This window comes from Aeromicrobium phragmitis, assembly GCF_003674095.1.
GTDB classification, from domain to species: domain Bacteria; phylum Actinomycetota; class Actinomycetes; order Propionibacteriales; family Nocardioidaceae; genus Aeromicrobium; species Aeromicrobium phragmitis.
In genome coordinates this window covers 46,665-68,227 of sequence record NZ_RDBF01000007.1, presented here as the reverse complement: position 1 = coordinate 68,227, position 21,563 = coordinate 46,665, and the positions used below count along the sequence as shown (strand labels likewise).

Below are 21,563 nucleotides of genomic sequence, written 5' to 3'. Positions count from 1 at the left end.
CTCAGTCTGCCAGCAGTCCTGGGACCGCGCGGACGTCACAACTGCGCGAGCTTCTCCATCAGCACGTCACGCTGCCGATCGTTGCCGACGCGGTCGATTGCGCGCCGCAGCTCGTCGCGGGCCTCGTCGATCCGGCCGAGCTGCAGGAGGAGTTCGCCGCGGACGCTCGGCACCAGGTGCGAGTTCCGCAGACGTCCTTCGTCGGCGAGCCCGTCGACGATCGCCAGAGCCGCGTCAGGGCCGGACGCCATCGAGACGGCGACCGCGCGGTTGAGGGTGACCACCGGATTGCCGGCGAGCCGGTCCAGCGCCTCGTACAAGGTCACGATCTGTTCCCAGTCCGTCTTCGCGACGCTCGGCGCGACGGCATGGCATGCGGCGATGGCCGCTTGCAAGGCGTACGGCCCGCGCCCCCGGCCGATCGCGTCAGCGCGGTGGAGCGCGTCCAGGCCGCGGGTGATCTGAGCGCGGTCCCAGCGTGTCCGATCCTGGTCGCCCAGCAGGATCGGCCGCCCCTGCGTGCCGAGGCGCGCCGGAAAGCGAGAGGCCTGCAACTCCATGAGGGCCACGAGTCCGTGGGCTTCAGGCTCGCGCGGTGCCAGTGCCGCCACCATGCGACCCAGCCGAAGCGCCTCGGCGGCAACGTCGGGCCGGATCCACCGGTCACCGGACGTGGCCGAATAGCCCTCGGTGAACACGAGGTAGATCACGCTCAGGACCGCGGCCATGCGCTCCGGCCACTCCCGCGGCTCGGGGATCTCGAACGGCACGCGCGCGGCGGTGAGGGTCTTCTTCGCCCGGACGATGCGCTGCTGCATCGTCGTGACCGGCACGAGGAACATCCGGGCGATCTCCTCGCTCGTCAAGCCACCCACCACCCGTAGCGTCAGGGCCACCTGCGCCTCTCGACTCAGGACCGGATGGCACGCCGCGAACACGAGTTTGAGCACGTCATCGGCGATCGGCTCCCACGCGTCGTCGACGACGACGTCGAGATCGTGGGCGATGGCGCGGTAGCGCTCGTCGAGGCGCTCCCGGCGGCGCCACGCGTCGATCGCCTTGCGCTTGGCGACGGCGGTGAGCCAGGCGCCCGCGTTTCGCGGGACGCCTGACTCGGGCCACTGCTCCAACGCGTCAGCCACGGCGTCCTGAGCCAGGTCCTCGGCGAGACCGACGTCGCCGACCATGCGGGCGAGAGTCGCGACGACTCGCGCCCCCTCGATGCGCCAGATGACGTCGATCGAGCGCTGGAGATCGGCGTTCACGGCGTGCCGAGCTGCTCGCGCCAACCTTTCTCCTTCTCGAGGTACTCGTTGCCGGCGTAGTCCTCGAAGTCGCTCTCGTCGGTCACCCGGCGCACCTCGATCTTGCTGCCCGGGCCGAGCGGTGCGCGGCTCGCCCATTCGACGGCCTCCTCCTTGCTCGCGACCTGCACGATCCAGAATCCGTTGAACAGCTCGTGGGTCTCGCCGTACGGACCGTCGGTGACGATCGGCTGGTCGCCGGAGAAGTCGACGACCGCGCCCTCGGAGGCGTCGCTGAGCCCCTCGCCGGCCAGCAGGACGCCGGCGTTGATCATGGACTCGTTGTAGCGGCCCATCGCGTTGATGATCTCTTCGAAGTCCACGTCGTGGGCGGCGTCGGCCGCGGCGTCGGTGGTGCGCATGATCAGCATGTACTTCATGGGGTGGTTCCTTCCGGTGGGGAGGTCGCCCATTGCGTCCTCTCTCTACCTGGACGTCGAACGGCAGAGCGCGCGATCGACACCGTGCGGGGACTTTTTTCGGTGGGGCCGAACCTATGTCACGAGAGGCCGGATCGGCCAGCACCGAGCGAGGTCGGTTCGGTCTCCAGCGGCAACGATCGGCGGGACCGGAAGTGCCTGCGGATGCTGTCGACGGGATCGTCGAACGCCAGCTCACTGGCGAGAAGCTGCAGCGGCGAGGTGAAGTCGTCGATGGCGACGTCGAGCATCACCGGATAGAGGGGGTCCCCGACGATGGGGATGCCGAGTCCGTGCAGGTGGAGCCGCAGTTGATGCGTGCGTCCGGTGGACGGGCTGAGCCGGTAGACCCCGTAACGCCCGTGCCGCGACTCGAGCTCCACCACGGTCTCGGCGTTGACCGGCGCGTCCTCGACGACTTCCGCCTGCCAGCGCCCTCGTTCCTTCCGCACGTGGTTGCGCACGGTCACGGGCAACGCGAGGTCGTCACGCACCGGAGCGAGCGCCCGGTAGACCTTGCTCACCCGCCGGGCGTGGAACAGCGACTGGTACGGGCCGCGCCACCGCCGCTCGACCGCGAGCATCAACAGCCCCGAGGTGACCCGGTCCAGACGGTGCACCGGCGACAGCTCGGGCAGGCCGAGCTCCTCGCGCAGGCGCACCACGACGCTCTGGCGCACGTGCCGACCGCGCGGAATCGAGGACAGGAACGGCGGCTTGTCGACGATCACGATCCGCTCGTCGCGGTGGACCACGTGGATGGCGCCGGGGACGTCGGGCTCCTCGCGCAGCTCGCGATGGAACCACACGAACGTGTGCGGCAGGTAGGCGTCGTCCTCGCGCACCGGCCGCCCGCTGTCATACACGAACCGCTGCTCCCGGAGCATCGCCGCTACGTCGACGTGCGCCGGGAGTTTGTCGCGCAGCCACGCCCCCATCGTCGGCCACGGCGCGGGGCGGTTCTTGTCGCGGTCGGGCGTGCGGACCCAGGCGGCGCCGAGCCCATGACGCGGCGGAAGCGGAGAGCGGGGCGGCACGCGGGAATCGTACGCGAACGTCGCCATCTCCGATCCCGTCGGCATCCTCGACGAGCCGGGGGTACGGCAGGATGTCCGCATGCTCGACATCGTGCTGATCGTGCTCGCCGTCCTCGGAGCCCTCGTGGTGCTCGCGCTCCTCGTCGGCGCGGCCCGGGTGCTGCGGATGCGGCGACGACTGCGGTCGCGACTCGGAGCGGCCGGCACCCGCGAGTCCGATCCCGCCACCTTGTTCGGATGGGCGGCGGACCGACGCGATCAGCGACCCGGACCGGGGATGCTGGGCCTCGGACCGGACACGCTCGTCTTCGTCCAACTGATGCCCGAGCGGGAGGTGCGGATCGAGCGGTCCGCGATCACCTCGGTCACCGCGGACCGGCATTTCATGGGGCGCACGTCGAACCGCGAACTGCTCGTGGTGACGTGGGACGACAACGGGATGGGCGACGCGGCGGCGTTCGTCGTGAACGATCTTCCGGCATGGCGCGAACGACTGTCCTGACCGCCGCGCCGGTCAGGCGATGCGGAGGCGGGAGGCGCCGCTGGGGACGGCGACCTCGATGACGTCGCCGCGGACGAGCTGGCGCCCGCGGCGCGTCTCGACGTCACCGTTGACCCGCACGTCCCCCGCGGCGATCAACGACCCCGCCTGCGCGCCGGACTCCGCGACGCCGACGTACTTCAACAGCTGGCCGAGGCGGATCACGTCCGAACTGATGACCACGTCCTCGATGTCTTCAGGCATGACCCCACTGTGCCAGCGGTAACCTCGATGCGTGGAACCGAGCAGCGTGCGAGTCGACGTCTGGGTGTGGGCCGTGCGGCTCTATCCCAGCCGCAACGCTGCCGCGACGGCGTGCAAGGGCGGCAAGGTGCACGTCAACGGCCGGCGCGCCAAGCCGGCGCAGCCGGTGCACGTGGGCGACAAGGTGGAGGTCACCGCACCCTCGGGCGAACGCGTCGCCGTCGTGACCAAGCTGCTCAACCGCAGAGTCGGTGCGGCCGTCGCGCGCGAGTGCTACGAGGACCACTCCCCGCCTCCGCCGCCGCGTGAGTACCGCCTCGCGATGCCGCAACGTGATCGCGGCGCCGGTCGTCCGACCAAGAAGGACCGCCGGGCCCTCGACCGCCTCCGTGGCTACTGAGACGGGCGAGGGCGACCGGCGAATCAGGAGGCCGTCGTCTCGCGGACCTGAACGAGTTTCACGGCGTCGGCGAACTCCTGCTCGATCTCCTCATCGCGGCGGTAGGTCAGGAGGCTGACGACGACCGCGACGACGAGATTGACGAGGAAGCCCGGGATGATCTCGTAGAGGTCGGTCCCCCAGGCGTCCCACGCGAACACCGTGAGCGCGCCGGTCACGAGGCCGGCCAGCGCACCCCAGTTGGTGAGCTTGCGCCAGAACAGGCTCAGCAGGATGATCGGGCCGAACGATGCGCCGAATCCGGCCCAGGCGAAACCGACCAGGCTGAGGATGGTTCCGTCGGGATCGAGGGCGAGCAACGCGGCGACCACGGCCACCACCAGCACACACACCCGACCGAGCGTCACCAGGACGCGCGAGGAGGGCGCGGACTTGCCGACGACCTTGTACAGGTCCTCGACGAGCGCCGACGACGACACGATCAGCTGGCTGGAGATCGTGCTCATCACCGCCGCCAGGACGGCCGCCAGAACGAATCCGGCCACGACCGGGTGGAGCAGCAGCTGCGCCATCGTCAAGATGACGGTCTCCGGATCGCCGACGTCGTTTCCGGCTTCGGCGAAGTACGCGAGGCCGACCAGACCGCCGATCACGGCACCGATCATCGAGACGATCATCCAGCCCATGCCGATGCGGCGCGCCGCGGTGGCGGCGGACGGGTTACGCAACGCCATGAAGCGCACGATGATGTGCGGTTGGCCGAAGTAGCCCAGACCCCAACCGAGTGCCGAGATGATGCCGACGACGGCCGTCGTGGTGAGCGCGGTGCCTCCGGCGAAGGACAGATGGCCCGGCTCGAGCTCGCGCACGGCGCTGATCGCCTCGCCCGGACCGCCGAGGGCGATGACTGCCATGACCGGGACGACGATGAGGGCGATCATCATCATGACCCCCTGCACGACGTCGGTCAGCGATGCGCCGAGGAACCCGCCGAACAGGGTGTACAGCAAGGTGATCCCGGCGACGAGGCCCATGCCGAACAGGTAGCTGGAATCGAAGGAGCTCTCGAAAAACACACCCCCGGCGACCATGCCCGAGGACACGTAGAAGGTGAAGAACACGAGGATGACGATCCCCGAGGCCACGCGCAGCAGGCGCGAGGAGTCACGCAGCCGGTTCTCGAGGAAGCTCGGGATGGTGATCGAGTTCCGCGAGACCTCGGTGTAGGCGCGCAGCCGGGGGGCGACGAAGCGCCAGTTCAGGTAAGCGCCGATCGTCAGGCCGATCGCGATCCACGATTCGATGAGGCCGGCGACGTAGATGGCGCCCGGTAGGCCCATCATGAGCCAGCCGGACATGTCGGAGGCGCCGGCGCTCAGGGCCGCCGCCCACGAGGGCAGGTTGCGGCCGGCGAGCATGTAATCCTCGTGGCTGGACGTACGCCGGTAGGCGTAGTAGCCGATCGCCAACATGGCGGCGAAGTAGATCACGAGCGCCGCGAGCTGGTAGGTCTGGTCGGACAAGGGATCGCCTTTCCTCAATTCCAGGGTAAACCCGCACAGAATGGCACACCTGCACGGTGTGAGCCAAGCGGTGGCTTGCCACGACCGATCGATAGGGTCACCCGTCAGGGGGACGTATGTGGACCGAGTGGATGGCGATCGCCGGCGCTGGCGTGTGGGCCGGGATGATCAACGTCATCGTCGGCTCCGGCACCCTGGTGACGTTTCCTGTGCTGCTCTTGCTGGGCTACCCGCCACTGGCAGCCAACGTGTCGAACAGCATCGGGTTGCTGGGCGGCAACCTTGCGGGAACGTTCGGTTATCGGCGCGAGCTCGGAGGCAATCCGCGGTTACTACGCCGGCTGCTGCCCTCCTCCATCGCCGGCGGTATCACCGGAGCTGCCCTCCTGCTCGCGCTTCCGGCAGAGGCGTTCGCGGCGATCGTGCCGGTGCTGGTGGTGCTCGGGCTGGTCATGGTGGTCGCTGGTCCCGCCGTGCAACGGCGCGCGGCTCGCAGGAACGGCGGGGTGCCGCGCGGCGGTGCACACGGGAAGCGGCTGGCCGCGGTCACGGTCGCGACGTTCGTGGTCGGGATCTACGGCGGCTACTTCGGTGCGGCGCAAGGCATTCTGCTGGTTGGCATGCTCGGCATGTTGACCGCAGCATCATTGCAGTCGATCAACGCCATGAAGAACCTCCTGGTCACCGGCGTCAACGGCATCGCTGCCGTCGTGTTCGTGCTCGTGGCGTGGGACGCGATCGACTGGATCGTCGTCGCACTGATCGCGCTCGGGTCCGCTGGCGGCGGTGTGCTCGGCGCGCGCTTCGGCCGACGCCTCTCCCCCGCGGCCTTGCGCGCGGTCATCGTGGTGGTCGGCACGGTCGCCGTCGTGAACATGCTGTTCGTGTGACCCGTCGCAGCTAGACGAGCAGCTCACCGAGCTGGTGGCCCAGACGGCGAGGCACTGGGCGAAGTGATTCTCAGCGTCGCGGCACAGCGCGAGGTCGTGCTCACCAACCCGCCGGGCACGGGCGTGGCGACGACAAGGCGATGTACCGCCATGTTCCGGAGCTGATCTCCTACTAGCTCAACTCCTCGCAGGGCGGCGGGATCAAGGACACCTGGTTGCTGACCGAGGACGTCAGTCCGTAGCGGCGCCCTTCTGCCACGGCCAGTGGCCGGTGATCTCCAGCTCCAGCGACCAGCTCAAGAACGTTCGGATGAGCACGATCCCGGCGAGGACGGCCACACTTTCCAGCGTCGGCGTGACGGCGACGGTGCGGATGATGTCGGCCGCGACCAGGAGCTCGAGCCCCAGCAGGATCGAACGTCCCAGGAACCGCCGGAAACGCCGGTACGTGCCCGGTTCGCGACGGACGAGACGAGCGACCGCGAGCGCGGTGGCGAGGACCGCCCCGCCCAGCACGGCGCCGACGCCGGCGAGATCGACGGCCCGCCCGGCGGTCTCGACCAGTTCCTGAAACTCCATCCGCGGCTCGTCTCCTGTCTGGTGCGGCCTCGGTACCGATCAGCCCGCCGAGAGTCAGCCGTGGTGGCCGCGCTCCTCTTCGACGTCCCCGTCCCCCATCTCCGGCGCGAGCGTCCCCTCGCCGGTGTCGGGCATCTCTTCAGGCTCCGGCGGAACCGGCCCTTGGTTGGCGGGCTGGCGACCGTCGCCGCTGTCCTGGTCCTTGCCGTCGTCGTGCTCGTGCGGTGCAGAAGTCATGTCGGGTCGGTACCCCGATCTCGCGCCGATGAACCGGTCGAGATCGGTGATTAGCTGCGCACCCAATCGGGTACAGGCGTCCCAACACGTGCGAGGACGTCCTCAGGCTCGGGGGAACCTCGCGCACCCGACAAGGAAGAGGATGCAGATGTTCACTCACCAGAAGGCCCCGCAGTTCGACGTCAAAGCCCACGCTCCCGATCCCGCGTTCGCGCGCCGGTTCCAAGAGGTGCTCGGCGGCAAGTGGGGGGAAATGACCGTAGCGATGCAGTACTTGTACCAAGGCTGGAACGCGCGCCTGCCCGGCAAGTACCGCGACATGCTGATGGCGATCGGCACCGAGGAGCTCGGGCACGTCGAGATGATCGTCACGGCGATCGACCAACTGCTCGACAAGGCACCTCCCATGGCCCCCGACGACACGACCGGGTCGACCCAGTCGTCGGAGTTCGGGCTGCAGAACCCGCAGCACACCATCGTGAACGGCGGCGGTGCCTATCCGCACGACAGCAACGGCATCCCGTGGTCGGGCGCCTACATCACCGCCAGCGGCAACCTGATGGCCGACTTCCACCTCAACGTCACCGCGGAGATGCAGGGACGGTTGCAGGTGTCGCGGCTGTTCCACATGACCGACGACCCCGGGATGAAGGATCTGATCCGTTTCCTCATCACGCGTGATCACATGCACCAGATGCAGTGGCTGTCGGCGATCGAGGAGCTGAAGGCCGACGGACTCGACAACGTCCCGGTGCCCGAGGCGTTCCCCCTGGAGGAGGAGTTCGGCGAGTTCGCTCGAACCTTCATCCAGGCGTCCGATGGTGAAGCGGCGACCGAGGGCCGGTGGGCGAACGGCCCCGCGCCCGACGGCGGCGGCGACTTCCGCTCCGCGTTGATTCAGGCGACCGGCGAAGCCCGCGAGCTCGCGCCCGGCGATCCCCGTCTCTACGGCACCAACCCGCTGACGGAGACCAAGGGCCTCGTCGACAAGGCGAAGGACGCGCTGTCATGACCGCGACAGAGTGGTCGTACCTGGCGGTGTGGTTCGCGTTGGCCGCCGTCCTGCTCGTCAGTGGCGGGCTGGGGGTGGTGCTGGCGCCGTTCGCGGCGTTCTGTGGCATTCATCGTTCGCATGCGCTGCAGGTCGTGCGTCGGAGGCGGTATGCGACGACATGAGACACGCGACGAGGGCGGTCGGGCTGTGACAGCTGGCCGCCCTCGTCCGTGTCGGCGCTCAGTCCCCAGAGTGCGTCGAGGGGTGCTCACCGCGGCGGAACGGGCCCACCCCTTCGAGGCGGCGCGCCGCTCGGGTGAGTCCCCGCTGCGCCGGCTCGACCAGGTGCGGCGCGACGTCGCCGCGAGCGAGGACGTCGGCTCCGTCGCGAAGTCGGTCGACCGCCGACAGCGGCAGTGAGGACAAGACATTGCCCGGAGGACGGCGAGCCACGACCGGATGGGCCCGCGTGGGAGAGATCCGCCGGACCGCCTCCCAGGCAACGCCCAATGCGCGCAGCTGCGGCACGCTGAGCTTCTCCTGCAGCCGCGGCAGCAACTCGTCCTCCTCGTCGCGCACGTCCTCGCGCAGCACCGCCGCCAGCCGCTCGATCCGCAGCGCGCGATCCGCCGAAGGCTCCTTCTCGTCCTCCAGACTCCGGACCAGCTCGTTGACCTCCTGGTGCTCCTGCTCCACCTCCAACGTCAGCGCTTCTCCCTCGGGCAGCAGACGCCGGATGACCGGCCACAGCACCGTCTCCTCGGCGAAGGCGTGCGGAAACACCAGACGGTAGATCCGCTGCAGCACACGGTCTTCCTCCTCGCGAGTCGTGGCGGCGTCGAGCTCCTTCAACAGCCGGTCGAGCTCGATGTGGTCGCTCTTCTGTCGCCACAGCACACTGAGCCGCCCGCCGAGCTCCTCGGTGGTCTGGTCGGCCAGGGACGTCATGTCTTCTCCTCGGATCGGGACTCGTGGGCTGCCATTGCCCATGCCCAGGAGAACCGAATCGCGGCGTCCATCGTTGACGCGTGGTGCCGCTCAACCCGCCGACACCACCTCGCGCGAGCATGGCGGGCTCAGATCGACGTCGCCTCTTGCTGAAAGAGCCCCGGGTAGGTGACGACGAGGCCGTCCGCGTCCACGCTGATGGTCCGGCTGAAGTCGCTGTCGCGTGATTCGTAGAGATATTCATCCTCGCTGAGGCGCGTGTACCTCTGCGGATCCGTCGTCACCACGAGGTCAGGGACGGTCACATAAGCGGTGAGGATGTCTGCCCGGTCACCCGGCGCGAGGGCCAGGCGCCGGATCGGCAGGGTGTTGCTGAAGGGACTCACGGACAGATCGACTTCCGTTGCGTCGGCGAGATCGGACCGTTCCTCGTGATTGACGCACCACCGCACACCGTCGAAGTCGACCTGCAGTTCCCGTTCGTGACTGTTCAACGTCAGCGACCGGAACTGCCAGTCGGGAGTCGTCGTCACCGAGTAGGTGCAGGAGACGGACGGCCCGCTGATGGACCCCGACGCGACGACTCCACTGTCGGAAACCTCGAGCCGGCAGATCTCATGGCTGTCGGCGTCGACGCCGGACCAGGCAACGTCGCGTCGACGCATCACGCCTCCCCCTTTGCCACTTCGCTATCAGGAGTGGTCAGCGACTGACGAGCTTGAAGAACGTGCTGTCGCTGCCGTCGGACTTCTGCTCCTGGTACAGGAACGCGAGGTTGTTCTCCTCGAACTTGTCGAACCACTGACCCCAGCTGATGTGCTCGAGGTCGTCCTCGCCGGCACCTCCGGGGAAGTCGATGCGCAGCACGCCGGGATCGTCGCCGGATTCGGTGGACCGGACGCTCGCAGGTGTGCCGTCGTGCGCCTCGACCCAGCGGCGGATCTCGTCGTGATCGGTGGTGGTGCTCTGCGACGTCATACGCGTGCATCCCTTCTCATCGATCGGAAACGTCGGGGCTGCGCGAGCCAGACCGCCGTTCCGGTAGCGCCAGCGGCCTCGTTTTCCACGCTACGACCTCCTGCGAAGGCTCGCCACCGAGGCGGATTCAGCCTCCTCGGCAGCCCGCCGAACCTCGCGTGCGTCAAGGCGAGCACGCCCGCCTGCCTGCACGACGCTATGGGCCGCGGCGGCCGCCGCCCACCATGCCGCCCGCTCTGGACTCTCGCCCGTGCTCAGCGCAACCGCCAGTGCGGCGGTCGCCGCGTCGCCGGCACCGGTGGGGTCGACGGGATGCTCGCCCAGCAGTGGCGTGACGACGTGGCCGCCGGACCAGGCGACCACGTCACCGTCGGCACCGGCCGAGAGGGCGACGGCGCGGGCACCACGGCGCACCAGGTCCTCGGCCGCGACGAGGGTGTCCGGTGCGCCGGCCAGCTCCCGTCCGGTGAGGAGAGCAGCTTCGCGCTGGTCGGCACGGAGTACGGCACCGGCACGCAGCAGGGCTTCGCGCACCTGCTCGTCGGGGGGAGCGCCGTCAGCGACCAGGAGCACATCGGTCCCCTCGACGACCTCGATGGCGGCGAGCAGGGCGTCGGCCGGCTGCTGCAGTTGCAGCACCATCACGTCGGCCCCGGCGATGAGACCGTGCACCGCCGCCACGTCGGCAGGCGTGAGCGTGACATCTGGACCGATGTCCTCCAGCAGGCGCCGGGTGCCGGGCGGCGCGACGACATCGATGAGCAACGCGGTCCTCGCGTTACTGCGACGCACCACGCCGGTCACGTCGAGGCCGTCGTGCTGTGCCTGCTCCAGGGCGGCCTGTCCTGCGTCGTCATCTGCCACGGCACCGATCAGTGCGGCGTCGGCCCCGAGTTGGCGACAGGCCAGCGCCTGGTTCGCGCCTTTGCCGCCCAACCACTCGTGCCGTTCGCGCACGGGTGCCGCTCCACCCCCGGGAGGCAGCTCGTCGAGCACGAGCACCAGGTCGCGCCCGATCTGGCCGAGCACGACGGCCCGTGGTCTCGTCGGCGTGGCCACGGTCACAACGACAGCACGAGGCGACCGCGCACCCCGCCGGCGGCGAGGCGCTGCTGGGCTTCGGCGGCTTGGGTGGCCGGAAGCGTGTCCGCGATGCGGGGCGTCAGTTCACCGTCGACCGCCATGGTCAAGAGTTCGGCCAGCCGGTCCCCGTGCTCCAGATAGTCCTTCGGCTGCACGAGCCCGATCCGGATCCCACGATCGGCCTCCCCCTCGAATGGGCGCACCGCAGCGATCGCTCCGCCGTCGCGAACGGCGCCGAGCGCGGCGCGGCCAAGCAGGGCGGCATCGAGGAGTCCGTCGACCCCACCGGGCTCCGCCTCGCGGACGGCATCGGCGAACCCGTCGCCGCGGGGCAGCACCGTGTCTGCGCCGAGGCTTCGCACCAGGTCCTCGTCCTCGGGCTTGGCGTCCGCAACGACGTGATAGCCGCGTGCCGTTGCAAGCTGCACGGCGTAGCCGCCGACCCCGCCGGCGGCTCCGGTGATGGCGAGGGTCCCGGCGTGCGGCAGCTCGAGGAGGTCGAGCGCGCGCAGTGCGGTCAGACCGTTGAGCGGGACGGTCGCCGCGGCGGTGAGGTCGAGATCGTCGGGCACCAGCGCGACACCCGACTGCGGAACGACGATCCGTTCGGCGTAGGCGCCGCCCTCCGGCCGCCTCGGGTTCACCACGGCCGCGACACGGTCTCCCACGGACAGTTCGACGCCCGATCCGATCGCGTCGATGACCCCGGCCGCGTCCATCCCGGGGATGTGCGGCGGTTCGAGCCCGTCGGGAATGCCCTTCCCCTCACGAAGACCGACGTCCGTGGGATTCACCGCAGCCGCGTGCACTGCGATCCGCACCTCGCCTGGTCCGGGTTCGCGTTCGGGCACGTCGAGCACCTGCAACTGCTCGGGTCCTCCGGGCTCTGTCACTCCGATGGCACGCATGTCTCCACGCTAGGTCAGCCCGGGCGACGTTGCAGACGGCCCGATCGGGGGCACAGCACGGGCGAGAACGTCCGGCGCGAGGGGTCGATGCATGGATACACCGACGGTGGCAGACGGCATGGTGGAGCGGTTGACGCAGTGGGGCGTCGGTCGCGTGTTCGGCTTCGCCGGCGACGGGATCGACCCGTTGCTCGCGGCGCTGCGGCGGCGCGAGGACCAGGTGGAGCTGGTGACCGCGCGGCACGAGGAGATGGCCGCGTTCATGGCCACCGGCCACGCCAAGTACAGCGGCGAGGTGGGCGTGTGCCTGGCGACGCAGGGGCCGGGCGCGATCCACCTGCTCAACGGCTTGTACGACGCCAAGCTCGACCGCAAACCCGTCGTCGCGATCGTCGGCCAGGTCGTCAGCACGGCACTCGGCAGCGGTTACCTCCAGGAGGTCGACCTCCACACGCTCTTCAAGGACGTGTGCGCCCAGTACGTGCAGACGGTGATGTCGCCCGAACAGCTCCCCCACGTCCTCGACGACGCCTTCCGCACCGCCCGGGCCACCTCGAGCCCGGTGTGTGTCATCGTCCCGCACGACGTCCAGCAGGCCGACCTGCCCGAGGGAGACCAGCAGGCCCACGGACTGGTCGCGTCCTCCACGGCCTTCGCCCGCGGACACCACGCTCCTCACGAGCCGCAGCTGCAGTATGCGGCTGACGTCCTCGCCGCCGGTGAACGCGTCGCCGTCCTCGTCGGACAGGGAGCGGTGGGAGCGGCCGATCAGGTGTGCGCACTGGCCGAACGTCTCGGCGCAGGCGTCACGACGTCGTTGCTGGGCAAGCCGGCGCTCGACGAGTCGCTGACGTATCACTGCGGCGTCATGGGGCATCTGGGCACCACCGCCTCCGCCGACCTCATGGCGGGTTGCGACACCCTCCTGATCGTCGGCAGCAACGACCCCTGGACGGAGTTCTACCCGGCCCCCGGCCAGGCCCGCGCCGTGCAGATCGACATCACCGCGCGCAACATCGGCGCGAAGTACCCGGTGGAAGTGGCGCTCGTGGGCGATACCGCCGACACGCTCGACGCCCTCCTCCCCCTGCTCCCCGAACGGCAGGGCTGGCGCTCGGAGGTGGAGGGGTTCGTGCAGACCTGGCAGGAGGTGGCCGAACAGCGCGTCCAGCAGGAGACCGCCGCGCTCAATCCGCAGCGCGTGGTGCAGGAGCTGAGCGCGCACCTGCCCGCCGATGCCCAGGTGTCGGTCGACGTCGGCTCGGTCGTGTACTGGTACGCCCGTTACGTCCAGCTGCCACCGGGCGTACCGGCGCATCTGTCGAGCACGCTCGCCTCGATGGGATCGGCGATGCCGTACGGGATCGCCGCCAAGCTGCTGCACCCGGACCGGCCTCTCGTCGCCCTCGCCGGCGACGGCGCCATGCAGATGAACGGGCTGTCCGAGCTCATCACCGTCGCGACACGCTGGCAGGACTGGGCGGACCCGCGCTTCGTCGTGCTCGTGCTCAACAACGGCGACCTGTCCGAGGTGAGCTGGGAGCAGCGCGAGATGGAAGGCGACCCCCGGTTCCCGACCTCGCAAGAGGTCCCGGCCTTCCCCTACGCAGAGTACGCGGAGTTGCTGGGGCTGAGGGGCATCCGCGTCGACGACGAGAGCCAGGTGGCCGACGCGTGGACGCAGGCGTTGACCGCCGACCGACCCGTCGTCATCGAAGCCGTGGTCGATCGAGACACTCCCCTGCTGCCTCCACGTCAGTCGGCCGAGAAGGTGGAGAAGACGCTGCAGGGCATCGAGCAGGAGGCCGACGGGCACCGCGCCGCCGACCTCCTGCACGAGCAGCGCGAGCACGAGGAGTGACCGCGCTGCGGACCGCCGTCCGTGGTGTCAGCTGGCGTCCCACGCGGCTTCGACGTCGAGCACCCACGTGACGCCGAAACGGTCGGTGAGCATGCCGTACAACGGTGCCCACGGCGCGGGAGCCAGCGCGGCCACGACAGTCGCGTCCTGGCTCAGCGCCTTCCAGTACCGCGTGATCTCCTCTGCGTCGGCGCCGCGGACGGACACGAAGAAGGGAATGACGCCGGGCTGCCAGTCGGTTCCGGACGGCACGTCGTAGGCCATGACCCGAAACCCTGCCTCCGATGCGAGCTGCCCCCACGACACCTGGTCGGCTTCCTCGGCGGCCGCGACGTTGCCGGTGTCGGCGTACGTCACGACGGCCAGTTGACCTCCGAAGACCGACTGGTAGAACTCGAGTGCAGCTCGGGCCTCGCCGCGGAAGTTCAGGTGGGGAGTGACATTGACGGACATGTGATCGTCTCCTAGCTCAGGGCGGTCGACGCCGCCGTGGTGTGAATACGAGGACGATCGCAGTGGTAGCGGTCAGATTCGGTCCGTTATCGGCCGTAGGGTGGCGACATGTCCACGCCGACCTCGCGGCTGCTCCAGCTGCTCTCGCTGTTGCAGTCGCCCCGCGTCTGGCCGGCGCAGGCGCTCGCCGAGCGGCTCGCCATCACCCCGCGGACCGTGCGCCGCGACATCGACCATCTGCGCGAGCTGGGGTACCGGATCACGGCCGTTCGCGGACCTGCTGGCGGGTATCGACTCGACGCCGGGTCCCAGCTGCCGCCGATGCTGTTCGACGACGACCAGGCCGTGGCACTGGTCGTCGCGCTGCAGCTGGCCACCGCACAGGGCATCGACGATGACGACGCCGCGCGGCGAGCGCTCGCTACGGTGCGGCAGCTGCTCCCATCCCGGCTCCGGCATCGGGTCGACAGCATCGAGGTCGCGTCGTTGCCGCACCGGTCTCCTGCTCCGATCGCCCCTGAGTCGCTCGTCGCCGTGACCACGTCGATCCACCGACACGAGAGGCTGCGGTTCACGTACGCCGGGGACAATGACCGACCGGCGCGCACCGCGGAGCCGCACCACGTCGTGATGTCACAGGGACGCTGGTACCTGCTCGCCTGGGATCTCGACACCGACGCGTGGCGGACGTTCCGGCTCGACCGGTTGACTCCGCGGATTCCTGCTGGACCGCGGTTCACGCCGCGCGAGGTGCCCGGAGGGGACGCGGCCGCGTTCGTCGCGGGGCTGTTCAAGGGCTCGGAGGGTGAGGACCGGTGGCCGTGCTCGGGCTCGGTCACCCTGGCCGCCCCTGCGGAGCGAGTCGCTCCGTTCGCCGATGACGGGACCGTCGCGGACCTCGGGGACGGCCGGTGCCGGGTGACCGCGGGGTCGTGGTCCTGGATCGCGCTCGCCACCTGGTTCGGACGATTCGACGCCGAGTTGTCCGAGCCCGCACCGATCGCGCTCGCCGACGCCTTCGGGACTTTGTCCGATCGTTACGCCCGGACCGCCGACCGGTAAGCCTGCGGAGCGGGCGGAGGTCATCGGGCAGGTGCCAGCCAGGTTCGTGCGGCCGTGACGAGCGCGGTGGCCCCGATCGAGAGCGTCGGCTCGATCACCGGAGCGTAGTGCGGCGAGTGGTTGGACGGGATCGTCAGGAGTGCCGGGTCGGTCATGTCGCCGATCGTGAACAGCGACGGGTCGCTGCCACCGAGAAGCCAGAACGACAGCGGTGCGCCGGCGCTCGTCGCCAGGATGCCGACATCTTCGCTGCCGGCGCCGGCACCTGGCTCGAGCAGTTGGTCGGCGCCCAACCAATCGCGAAATGCGTCGAAGGTGGTCGCGAGCGCCTCCGGATCGTTCACGACGACGGGGAACCGCTCGATTTCCTCGATCAACGGAACGTGCGCAGCGCCCGACGTTGCTGCGACGCCGTGGGCGATCCGCTGAACGCTCTCGAGGATGTGCTGGCGCACGGCGGGGGTGTAGCTGCGGATGTTGAGCAGAAGCGTGGCCTCCCCCGGGATGACGTTGGCCGCATTGCCCGCGTGCAGCGCACCGACCGTGAGCACCGCGACATCGGTGCTCGCCAACTCGCGCGAGACGATCGTCTGCAGGCGCAGCACCGTCTCGGCAGCCATCACGACGGGATCGATCGAATTCTGTGGCATCGAGCCGTGTGCGCCCTGACCGATCAGCCGCACACGCAGCGAGTCCGAACCCGCATATGCCGCACCCGCGTGAGCTGCGATCTTCCCGGCGGGCAACGGGGCAACATGCTGTCCCAAGACGACGTCAGGCTTCGGGAACCGCTCGAACAGTCCGTCGTCGACCAGGGCTTGGGCACCGGATCCAAGCTCCTCGGCGGGCTGGAATACCAGCATCAACGTGCCGGTCCACGACGAACGGTCGGCAGCCAGTTGCGCGGCAGCACCGAGTAGACATGTCGTGTGCAGATCGTGGCCGCACGCATGGCTTACCGGGACAGTGGTCCCCGATGCGTCGGTCGCGGTCGCGGTGCTCGCGTAGTCCAGCCCCGTCTCCTCCCTCACTGGGAGGGCGTCCATGTCTGCGCGCACCAACGCCGTCGGCCCGGGTCCGTTCGCCAGAATCGCGACCACGCCCGTCTGTGCCACCCCCGACGTCACTTCGTAACCGAGTGCCGTGAGGCGCTCCGCAACGATCGACGCGGTGCGGTGTTCTTGGAACCCGAGCTCGGGGTGCCGGTGCAAGTCGCGGTAAAGCTCTTCGAGGCTCGCAGCACTCGAGGTGACGGTGTCATTGGCGCTCATGTCGGCCTTCGTTCTGCTGAATTGCTCAGCATCGAGAGGAGGCGCCTCAGTGTCGGGGGGACCGACGCCGCAATTCGAGCGTAAAAAGCGATGTCGCTCGGCGCAAGCCGGCAGCTCACGCCGACTTGAAGGAGCCCCCGACACCTGCCGGCTCGGGGGCTCCTTGCGGTGGATCAGCTCAGCGCAGGTCGAAGCGGTCGAGTTCCATGACCTTGACCCACGCCGCGGCGAAGTCCCGCACGAAGCGGTCCTGGCCGTCACCGCTGGCGTACACCTCGGCGAGACCGCGCAGCTGCGAGTTGGCGCCGAACACCAGATCGACCGAGGTGGCCGTGCGGGTCACCTCGCCGGTCGTCCGGTCGCGCCCTTCGAACACGTTGTCGGCAACCGACGTCCACTCGGTGTTCTGATCGAGCAGCGCGACGAAGAAGTCGTTCGTCAAGGTGCCGGGGCGATCGGTGAACACACCGTGGTTCGTGCCGCCGTGGTTGGCTCCGAGGGCCCGCATGCCACCCACCAGGACCGTCATCTCGGGCGCGGTGAGGTTGAGCATGTACGCCCGGTCGACGAGCAGCTGCTCGGCCGGGAGCTTGGCGCCCTCGCTCAGGTAGTTGCGGAAACCGTCGGCCCTCGGTTCGAGGACCGAGAACGACTCCACGTCGGTGTCCTCCTGCGAGGCGTCGGTGCGACCGGGGTGGAACGGCACGGTGATCTCGACGCCCGCGTTGCGTGCTGCCTGCTCGACCGCAGCGGTGCCGCCGAGCACGATGAGGTCGGCCAGCGAGATCTTCTTGCCGCCGGTCTGCGCGGCGTTGAAGTCCTGCTGGATCTGCTCGAGCACCGGCAGCACCGTCGTCAACGTGGCCGGATCGTTGACCTCCCAGTCCTTCTGCGGCGTCAGCCGGACGCGAGCACCGTTGGCGCCGCCGCGTTTGTCGGTGCTGCGGAAGCTCGCCGCCGAAGCCCACGCGGTGCTCACCAGCTGCGTGATCGATAGTCCGGAGTCGAGCAGCCGCCGCTTGAGGTCGGCGACGTCGCCGTCGTCGACCAGCTCGTGGTCGACCTCCGGCACCGGGTCCTGCCAGATCTGCGGCTCCGGGACCCACGGGCCGAGGTAACGCGAGACGGGCCCCATGTCGCGGTGCAGCAGCTTGTACCAGGCCTTGGCGAACGCCAGCGCGAACTCGTCCGGGTTCTGCCAGAACCGACGCGAGATCTCCTCGTAGGCGGGGTCGAAGCGCAGCGCCAGGTCGGTCGTCAGCATGGTCGGCTTGTGCTTCGTCTCCGGGTCGAACGGGTCGGGCACGCTCGGCTCGGCGTCCTTGGCGACCCACTGGTTCGCGCCGCCGGGGCTCTGCTCGAGCTCCCACTCGTAACCGAAGAGGTTGTCGAAGAAGTAGTTGCTCCACTGGGTCGGGGTCTGGCTCCACGTCACCTCGAGGCCGCTGGTGATGGTGTCGTTGGCCTTGCCCGAGCCGTACCGGTTGAGCCAGCCGAGCCCCTGGTTCTCCAGCGGCGCGGCTTCGGGCTCCGGGCCGACGTAGTCGTCGGCGGGGGCGGCGCCGTGCGTCTTGCCGAACGTGTGGCCGCCGGCGATGAGCGCGACGGTCTCCTCGTCGTTCATCGCCATGCGGGCGAAGGTCTCGCGGATGAAGTGCGCGGCCGCCGCCGGGTCGGGACGGCCCTGCGGACCCTCGGGGTTGACGTAGATGAGGCCCATCTCGGTGGCACCGACGTCGGGAATCATCTCGGACTCGCTGACGTAGCGTTCGTCGCCGAGCCAGGCGTCCTCCGGGCCCCAGAAGATCTCCTCGGGCTCCCAGATGTCCTCGCGCCCGAAGCCGAAGCCGAACGTCTTGAAGCCCATCGACTCCAGGGCGACGTTGCCGGCGAAGACCAACAGGTCGGCCCACGAGAGCTTCTGGCCGTACTTCTGCTTGATCGGCCAGAGCAGCCGGCGGGCCTTGTCGAGGTTGGCGTTGTCGGGCCAGCTGTTGAGCGGCGCGAAGCGCTGCGCCCCGTCACCCGCGCCACCGCGGCCGTCGGTGATGCGGTACGTGCCGGCGGAGTGCCAGCTCATGCGGATGAACAGACCGCCGTAGTGGCCGAAATCGGCAGGCCACCAGTCCTGCGAGTCGGTCATCAGGGCGACGAGGTCGGCCTTGAGCTCCTCGACGTCGAGCTTTGTGAACTCCTCGGAGTAGTCGAAGTCCGGACCGAGCGGGTTCGCCTGCGGCGAGTGCGGGTGCAGCACGCTGAGGTCGAGCTGATTGGGCCACCAGTCGCGGATGGTGCGGGGGTTCGGCACCACGGGTTCCGGCGAATCGATGCCCGGGTTCTCGCTCTCGCTGCCGTGTTCGGTCACGCCTTCGCGGTGGACGGGGCACTGGTCGGTCATGGGATTCCTTCCGGCGTTGCTGATTCAGGAACTTGCGGTGGAGCAGTCGGGGCACAGGCCCCAGAAGACGACCTCGGCCTCGTCGATGAGGAAACCGTGGCCGGCTGGCGCAGCGAGACAGGGCGCCTCACCGGTCGTGCAGTCGACGTCCTCGATCGCGCCGCAGGAGCGGCAGACGAGGTGATGGTGGTTGTCCCCGACCCGCAGTTCGTACCGGGCCACCGAACCGGCCGGCTGGATGCGCCGCACGAGCCCCATGTCGGTCAGGGTGTTCAGCGAGTCGTAGACGGCCTGGTGCGAGACATTCGGAAGCTCGGCGCGAACGGCGTCGATGATCGAGGACGTATCGGCGTGCGGCCGGGCCTGCACCGCCGCCAGCGCCGCTAGGCGAGGGCGCGTCACGCGCAGGTGAGCAGTCCGCAGTTGCTCCGCGAACTCGGCAGCCGTCGACACCTCACCCAGTCTGGGCCCTTCACTGGAACCGGTCAAGAGAAGCGGTGCCACGCGCCGAAGCGGTGGAGAACGTGCACCTGGACCCTGCACGATGGGTTCATGAACAGGCCTCGCCGTGTCCCCCGCCGTCCTCGGCGACGAGGCGCCGTCACGAGCAGGAGCCTGCTGATCGTCGCGGGCGCAGCGTCTCTCGGTGTCCTCGCCGCTTGCTCCCCGTCAGGAACGGCCTGCACGACGATCGGCTGGTTCAACGAGGTATCCGTCCAGTTCGACGGGGAGTCCTCGCCGGTCGCGAGCGTCGAGCTCTGCGTCGACGGAGATTGCGCACCACCCGGTCAGGGGCATCCGTCGCCGGACGCGACGCTGGCACCGCCCGAGACTCAGGAGTGGGTCTTCACCACGAACATGAGCACCCCGGACGTTCTGACGGTCCGGGCCTACCGACCCGATGGAACGATCCTCGCTGAGGAGCACGTGCAGCCCGAGTGGGTGCGGGTCGGCGGCACCGAAGAGTGCGGTGGTCCGCACCTGGCCACCGTCACCGTCGAACTCTGACCGCCCGCCGCGCTCAGCGCGCGCGGGAAAGCTGTCGAGCGTCCCGACGGACTCGATACCGCAGGTGGGTCACGCCGGGACCTTCAGCGACACGGTCGATGTCGAGCTCGACGGACGCGCTGTCGAGTTCATCGCACCATCGGCGCCCTCGCCCGAGTAAGACCGGGACAAGGTGGAGTTGAAGTTCGTCGAGGAGACCGGTACGTAGGCCCTGGCGCACCGCTCCGCCACCGTGGAGTCCGACGTCCTTTCCCGCTGCAGCCTGCTGAGCGTGAGCGATCGCGGACTCGAACCCCTCGGTCACGAAGTGGAACGTCGAACCGTCGCGCACGTCTGCTTCGCGGGCACGGCTGGTGACGACGAAGATCGGCATCTCGAAGGGCGGATGCGGACCCCAGGCGGCTTGGGCATGCTCGTAGCTGTCTCGGCCCATGACGAGAGCGCCCGTGCGTTCGAACTCTGGGCGCAGGATGTCGTCTGCGGTGAGCTGGTGCCGATCGGCGACATCGTGGGCGAACCACCCGTGCAGCGGGGCACCGCCCGTGCCCATCATGTTCTCCGCGCTCGGGTCCGGTCCCGTGTAGAACCCGTCGAGAGAGACGCTCAGGCTTGCAATAACAGTCATTTCTTCCTCATCGTGTCGTGGGGTTGACGACGCTGCTGCAACAGCGCGGCTGGACGGGCTGAGCCCGCATCGAACGATCTCGGCGCGGACGAACTAGTTCGGGCACCACGAACTCGGGTGCGCGGGGAACCGTCAGACTTTCCGGACGGCTCACGCTTCATCACCTGACGCGTAGGGAACGTTGAAAATCGACACGAAGTCCCTCAGAAGGCCGGGATCCCCGTCGACGTCCACCGCGCCGCTCACCATCGCTTCGTCCGGCTCGAGGACCCCTGCCAGCAGGTCCCGAAGCCCCGGGCCGGCGGTGATGACGAGGTCCGCGTCCGCGGCCGGCCCGGGCCGCACCTCCACAGTCCGATCTCGGACGAGCGCATGAGCGGCGGCGTCCGCGGCTCTGACGGTGAACGTCAGGGAGCGGGCAGGCACCGCATCCTCGCGGACCGCGACCCGGAGGGCCGACACGAGGGACGCCTCCGTGACGATCTCACCCTCACGCGGCTCGCGCATGTCCGCGGCGCCCCAACGCGAGATCGCGTCCAGCGCAGGCTGCAGGTCCGCCCCGCGCCGGGTGAGGGCATACACGATGGAGCGGTCGCCACCTGCCCTCGCTTCTCGCACGATCAACCCATCGCGCTCCAGCTCCTTGAGCCGGGTCGAAAGGAGATTGGAAGGGATGCCCGGCAGGCCCGCGGTGAGGTCGGAGTAACGCCGCGGCCCGACCGACAGATCACGAAGGATCAACAACGTCCAGCGCTGACCGATAACCTCGGCGGCGCGCGCCAGACCGCAGAACTGGCCGTACTCACGAGTTGGCATGGGGCAAGACTACCCGTTGACTTC

General features: G+C 69.1%; 26 protein-coding genes. 8 read left to right on the top strand and 18 right to left on the bottom strand.

The window, feature by feature from the left end; all coding sequences use genetic code 11:
• Window positions 1-35: 35 nt before the first annotated feature.
• The 3 genes from D9V41_RS10605 to D9V41_RS10595 form a co-directional block, all read right to left on the bottom strand.
• A complete protein-coding gene (locus D9V41_RS10605) occupies window positions 36-1,289 on the bottom strand; it encodes an RNA polymerase sigma factor (protein WP_243697234.1) in 1,254 nt (417 codons plus the stop codon).
• The gene (locus D9V41_RS10600; RefSeq protein WP_121794533.1) at window positions 1,262-1,684 is read right to left on the bottom strand and encodes a YciI family protein; all 423 of its coding nucleotides are present in this window, start codon (window positions 1,682-1,684) and stop codon (window positions 1,262-1,264) included. Before D9V41_RS10600 ends, D9V41_RS10605 begins: the two co-directional genes overlap by 28 nt.
• 119 nt (window positions 1,685-1,803) lie before the next feature.
• Window positions 1,804-2,661, bottom strand: a complete 858-nt coding sequence (locus D9V41_RS10595; RefSeq protein WP_208006836.1) for a pseudouridine synthase — start codon at window positions 2,659-2,661, stop codon at window positions 1,804-1,806.
• A 178-nt stretch (window positions 2,662-2,839) separates the two neighbouring features.
• On the opposite strand from D9V41_RS10595, the gene D9V41_RS10590 reads away from it, so the two are divergent.
• Window positions 2,840-3,262 carry a hypothetical protein gene (locus D9V41_RS10590; RefSeq protein WP_121794532.1) on the top strand — a complete coding sequence of 141 codons (423 nt, stop codon included), beginning with the start codon at window positions 2,840-2,842 and terminating at the stop codon, window positions 3,260-3,262.
• Between the two features lie 12 nt (window positions 3,263-3,274).
• Here D9V41_RS10590 and D9V41_RS10585 read toward each other — a convergent pair whose 3' ends face one another.
• Window positions 3,275-3,505 (bottom strand): RNA-binding S4 domain-containing protein, encoded by a 231-nt coding sequence (locus D9V41_RS10585; RefSeq protein ID WP_121794531.1) that lies wholly within the window; start codon window positions 3,503-3,505, stop codon window positions 3,275-3,277.
• 31 nt (window positions 3,506-3,536) lie between these two features.
• Here D9V41_RS10585 and D9V41_RS10580 point away from each other — a divergent pair, with 31 nt between their 5' ends.
• Window positions 3,537-3,905, top strand: a complete 369-nt coding sequence (locus D9V41_RS10580; RefSeq protein WP_121794530.1) for an RNA-binding S4 domain-containing protein — start codon at window positions 3,537-3,539, stop codon at window positions 3,903-3,905.
• 23 nt (window positions 3,906-3,928) lie between these two features.
• On the opposite strand, the gene putP is transcribed toward D9V41_RS10580, so the two are convergent.
• Window positions 3,929-5,428: a sodium/proline symporter PutP gene (putP, locus tag D9V41_RS10575; protein WP_121794529.1), complete on the bottom strand. Its 1,500-nt coding sequence runs from the start codon at window positions 5,426-5,428 to the stop codon at window positions 3,929-3,931.
• A 116-nt stretch (window positions 5,429-5,544) separates the two neighbouring features.
• Here putP and D9V41_RS10570 point away from each other — a divergent pair, with 116 nt between their 5' ends.
• On the top strand, window positions 5,545-6,318 hold the full coding sequence (locus tag D9V41_RS10570; protein ID WP_121794528.1) for a sulfite exporter TauE/SafE family protein: 774 nt from the start codon (window positions 5,545-5,547) through the stop codon (window positions 6,316-6,318).
• Between the two features lie 231 nt (window positions 6,319-6,549).
• On the opposite strand, the gene D9V41_RS10565 is transcribed toward D9V41_RS10570, so the two are convergent.
• Both D9V41_RS10565 and D9V41_RS10560 read right to left on the bottom strand, forming a co-directional pair.
• Window positions 6,550-6,897, bottom strand: a complete 348-nt coding sequence (locus D9V41_RS10565; protein ID WP_121794527.1) for a DUF1622 domain-containing protein — start codon at window positions 6,895-6,897, stop codon at window positions 6,550-6,552.
• Between the two features lie 54 nt (window positions 6,898-6,951).
• A complete protein-coding gene (locus D9V41_RS10560) occupies window positions 6,952-7,134 on the bottom strand; it encodes a hypothetical protein (RefSeq protein ID WP_133434169.1) in 183 nt (60 codons plus the stop codon).
• 148 nt (window positions 7,135-7,282) lie between these two features.
• Between D9V41_RS10560 and D9V41_RS10555 the strand changes: the two genes are divergently transcribed.
• Together D9V41_RS10555 and D9V41_RS17815 are read left to right on the top strand one after the other, a co-directional pair.
• Window positions 7,283-8,146: a manganese catalase gene (locus D9V41_RS10555; RefSeq protein ID WP_121794636.1), complete on the top strand. Its 864-nt coding sequence runs from the start codon at window positions 7,283-7,285 to the stop codon at window positions 8,144-8,146.
• A complete protein-coding gene (locus tag D9V41_RS17815; RefSeq protein WP_166375999.1) occupies window positions 8,143-8,310 on the top strand; it encodes a hypothetical protein in 168 nt (55 codons plus the stop codon). The genes D9V41_RS10555 and D9V41_RS17815 overlap by 4 nt, the downstream gene beginning before the upstream one ends.
• Before the next feature lie 58 nt (window positions 8,311-8,368).
• On the opposite strand, the gene D9V41_RS10550 is transcribed toward D9V41_RS17815, so the two are convergent.
• From D9V41_RS10550 to D9V41_RS10530, 5 genes are all read right to left on the bottom strand, one after another.
• Entirely contained in the window at window positions 8,369-9,076 is a 708-nt protein-coding gene (locus D9V41_RS10550; protein WP_121794525.1) for a hemerythrin domain-containing protein, read from the bottom strand.
• Between the two features lie 128 nt (window positions 9,077-9,204).
• Window positions 9,205-9,741, bottom strand: coding sequence for a putative glycolipid-binding domain-containing protein (locus tag D9V41_RS10545; protein ID WP_121794524.1), 537 nt, complete (start codon window positions 9,739-9,741; stop codon window positions 9,205-9,207).
• 37 nt (window positions 9,742-9,778) lie between these two features.
• Window positions 9,779-10,054 (bottom strand): hypothetical protein, encoded by a 276-nt coding sequence (locus D9V41_RS10540; RefSeq protein ID WP_121794523.1) that lies wholly within the window; start codon window positions 10,052-10,054, stop codon window positions 9,779-9,781.
• 90 nt (window positions 10,055-10,144) lie between these two features.
• Window positions 10,145-11,113: a PfkB family carbohydrate kinase gene (locus tag D9V41_RS10535; RefSeq protein WP_121794522.1), complete on the bottom strand. Its 969-nt coding sequence runs from the start codon at window positions 11,111-11,113 to the stop codon at window positions 10,145-10,147.
• Window positions 11,114-11,115: 2 nt separating this feature from the next.
• Window positions 11,116-12,045, bottom strand: coding sequence for an NADP-dependent oxidoreductase (locus D9V41_RS10530; protein WP_121794521.1), 930 nt, complete (start codon window positions 12,043-12,045; stop codon window positions 11,116-11,118).
• Window positions 12,046-12,136: 91 nt separating this feature from the next.
• On the opposite strand from D9V41_RS10530, the gene D9V41_RS10525 reads away from it, so the two are divergent.
• Window positions 12,137-13,906, top strand: coding sequence for a thiamine pyrophosphate-requiring protein (locus D9V41_RS10525; RefSeq protein ID WP_121794520.1), 1,770 nt, complete (start codon window positions 12,137-12,139; stop codon window positions 13,904-13,906).
• Between the two features lie 27 nt (window positions 13,907-13,933).
• Here the strand turns inward: D9V41_RS10525 and D9V41_RS10520 are convergent, their stop codons facing one another.
• Window positions 13,934-14,359: a VOC family protein gene (locus D9V41_RS10520; RefSeq protein WP_121794519.1), complete on the bottom strand. Its 426-nt coding sequence runs from the start codon at window positions 14,357-14,359 to the stop codon at window positions 13,934-13,936.
• Between the two features lie 108 nt (window positions 14,360-14,467).
• Between D9V41_RS10520 and D9V41_RS10515 the strand changes: the two genes are divergently transcribed.
• Complete coding sequence (locus tag D9V41_RS10515; RefSeq protein ID WP_121794518.1) at window positions 14,468-15,421, top strand: helix-turn-helix transcriptional regulator; 954 nt, start codon at window positions 14,468-14,470, stop codon at window positions 15,419-15,421.
• 20 nt (window positions 15,422-15,441) lie between these two features.
• On the opposite strand, the gene D9V41_RS10510 is transcribed toward D9V41_RS10515, so the two are convergent.
• From D9V41_RS10510 to D9V41_RS10500, 3 genes are all read right to left on the bottom strand, one after another.
• Entirely contained in the window at window positions 15,442-16,692 is a 1,251-nt protein-coding gene (locus D9V41_RS10510; RefSeq protein ID WP_121794517.1) for an amidohydrolase, read from the bottom strand.
• A 178-nt stretch (window positions 16,693-16,870) separates the two neighbouring features.
• On the bottom strand, window positions 16,871-19,090 hold the full coding sequence (katG, locus tag D9V41_RS10505) for a catalase/peroxidase HPI (RefSeq protein WP_121794516.1): 2,220 nt from the start codon (window positions 19,088-19,090) through the stop codon (window positions 16,871-16,873).
• Window positions 19,091-19,114: 24 nt separating this feature from the next.
• Window positions 19,115-19,543, bottom strand: a complete 429-nt coding sequence (locus D9V41_RS10500; protein WP_208006829.1) for a Fur family transcriptional regulator — start codon at window positions 19,541-19,543, stop codon at window positions 19,115-19,117.
• 99 nt (window positions 19,544-19,642) lie between these two features.
• Here D9V41_RS10500 and D9V41_RS10495 point away from each other — a divergent pair, with 99 nt between their 5' ends.
• Window positions 19,643-20,098: a hypothetical protein gene (locus D9V41_RS10495; RefSeq protein ID WP_121794515.1), complete on the top strand. Its 456-nt coding sequence runs from the start codon at window positions 19,643-19,645 to the stop codon at window positions 20,096-20,098.
• Window positions 20,099-20,111: 13 nt separating this feature from the next.
• Here D9V41_RS10495 and D9V41_RS10490 read toward each other — a convergent pair whose 3' ends face one another.
• Window positions 20,112-20,723 (bottom strand): dihydrofolate reductase family protein, encoded by a 612-nt coding sequence (locus D9V41_RS10490; protein ID WP_121794514.1) that lies wholly within the window; start codon window positions 20,721-20,723, stop codon window positions 20,112-20,114.
• Window positions 20,724-20,873: 150 nt separating this feature from the next.
• Window positions 20,874-21,539 (bottom strand): winged helix-turn-helix transcriptional regulator, encoded by a 666-nt coding sequence (locus tag D9V41_RS10485; protein WP_121794513.1) that lies wholly within the window; start codon window positions 21,537-21,539, stop codon window positions 20,874-20,876.
• Window positions 21,540-21,563: the final 24 nt, after the last annotated feature.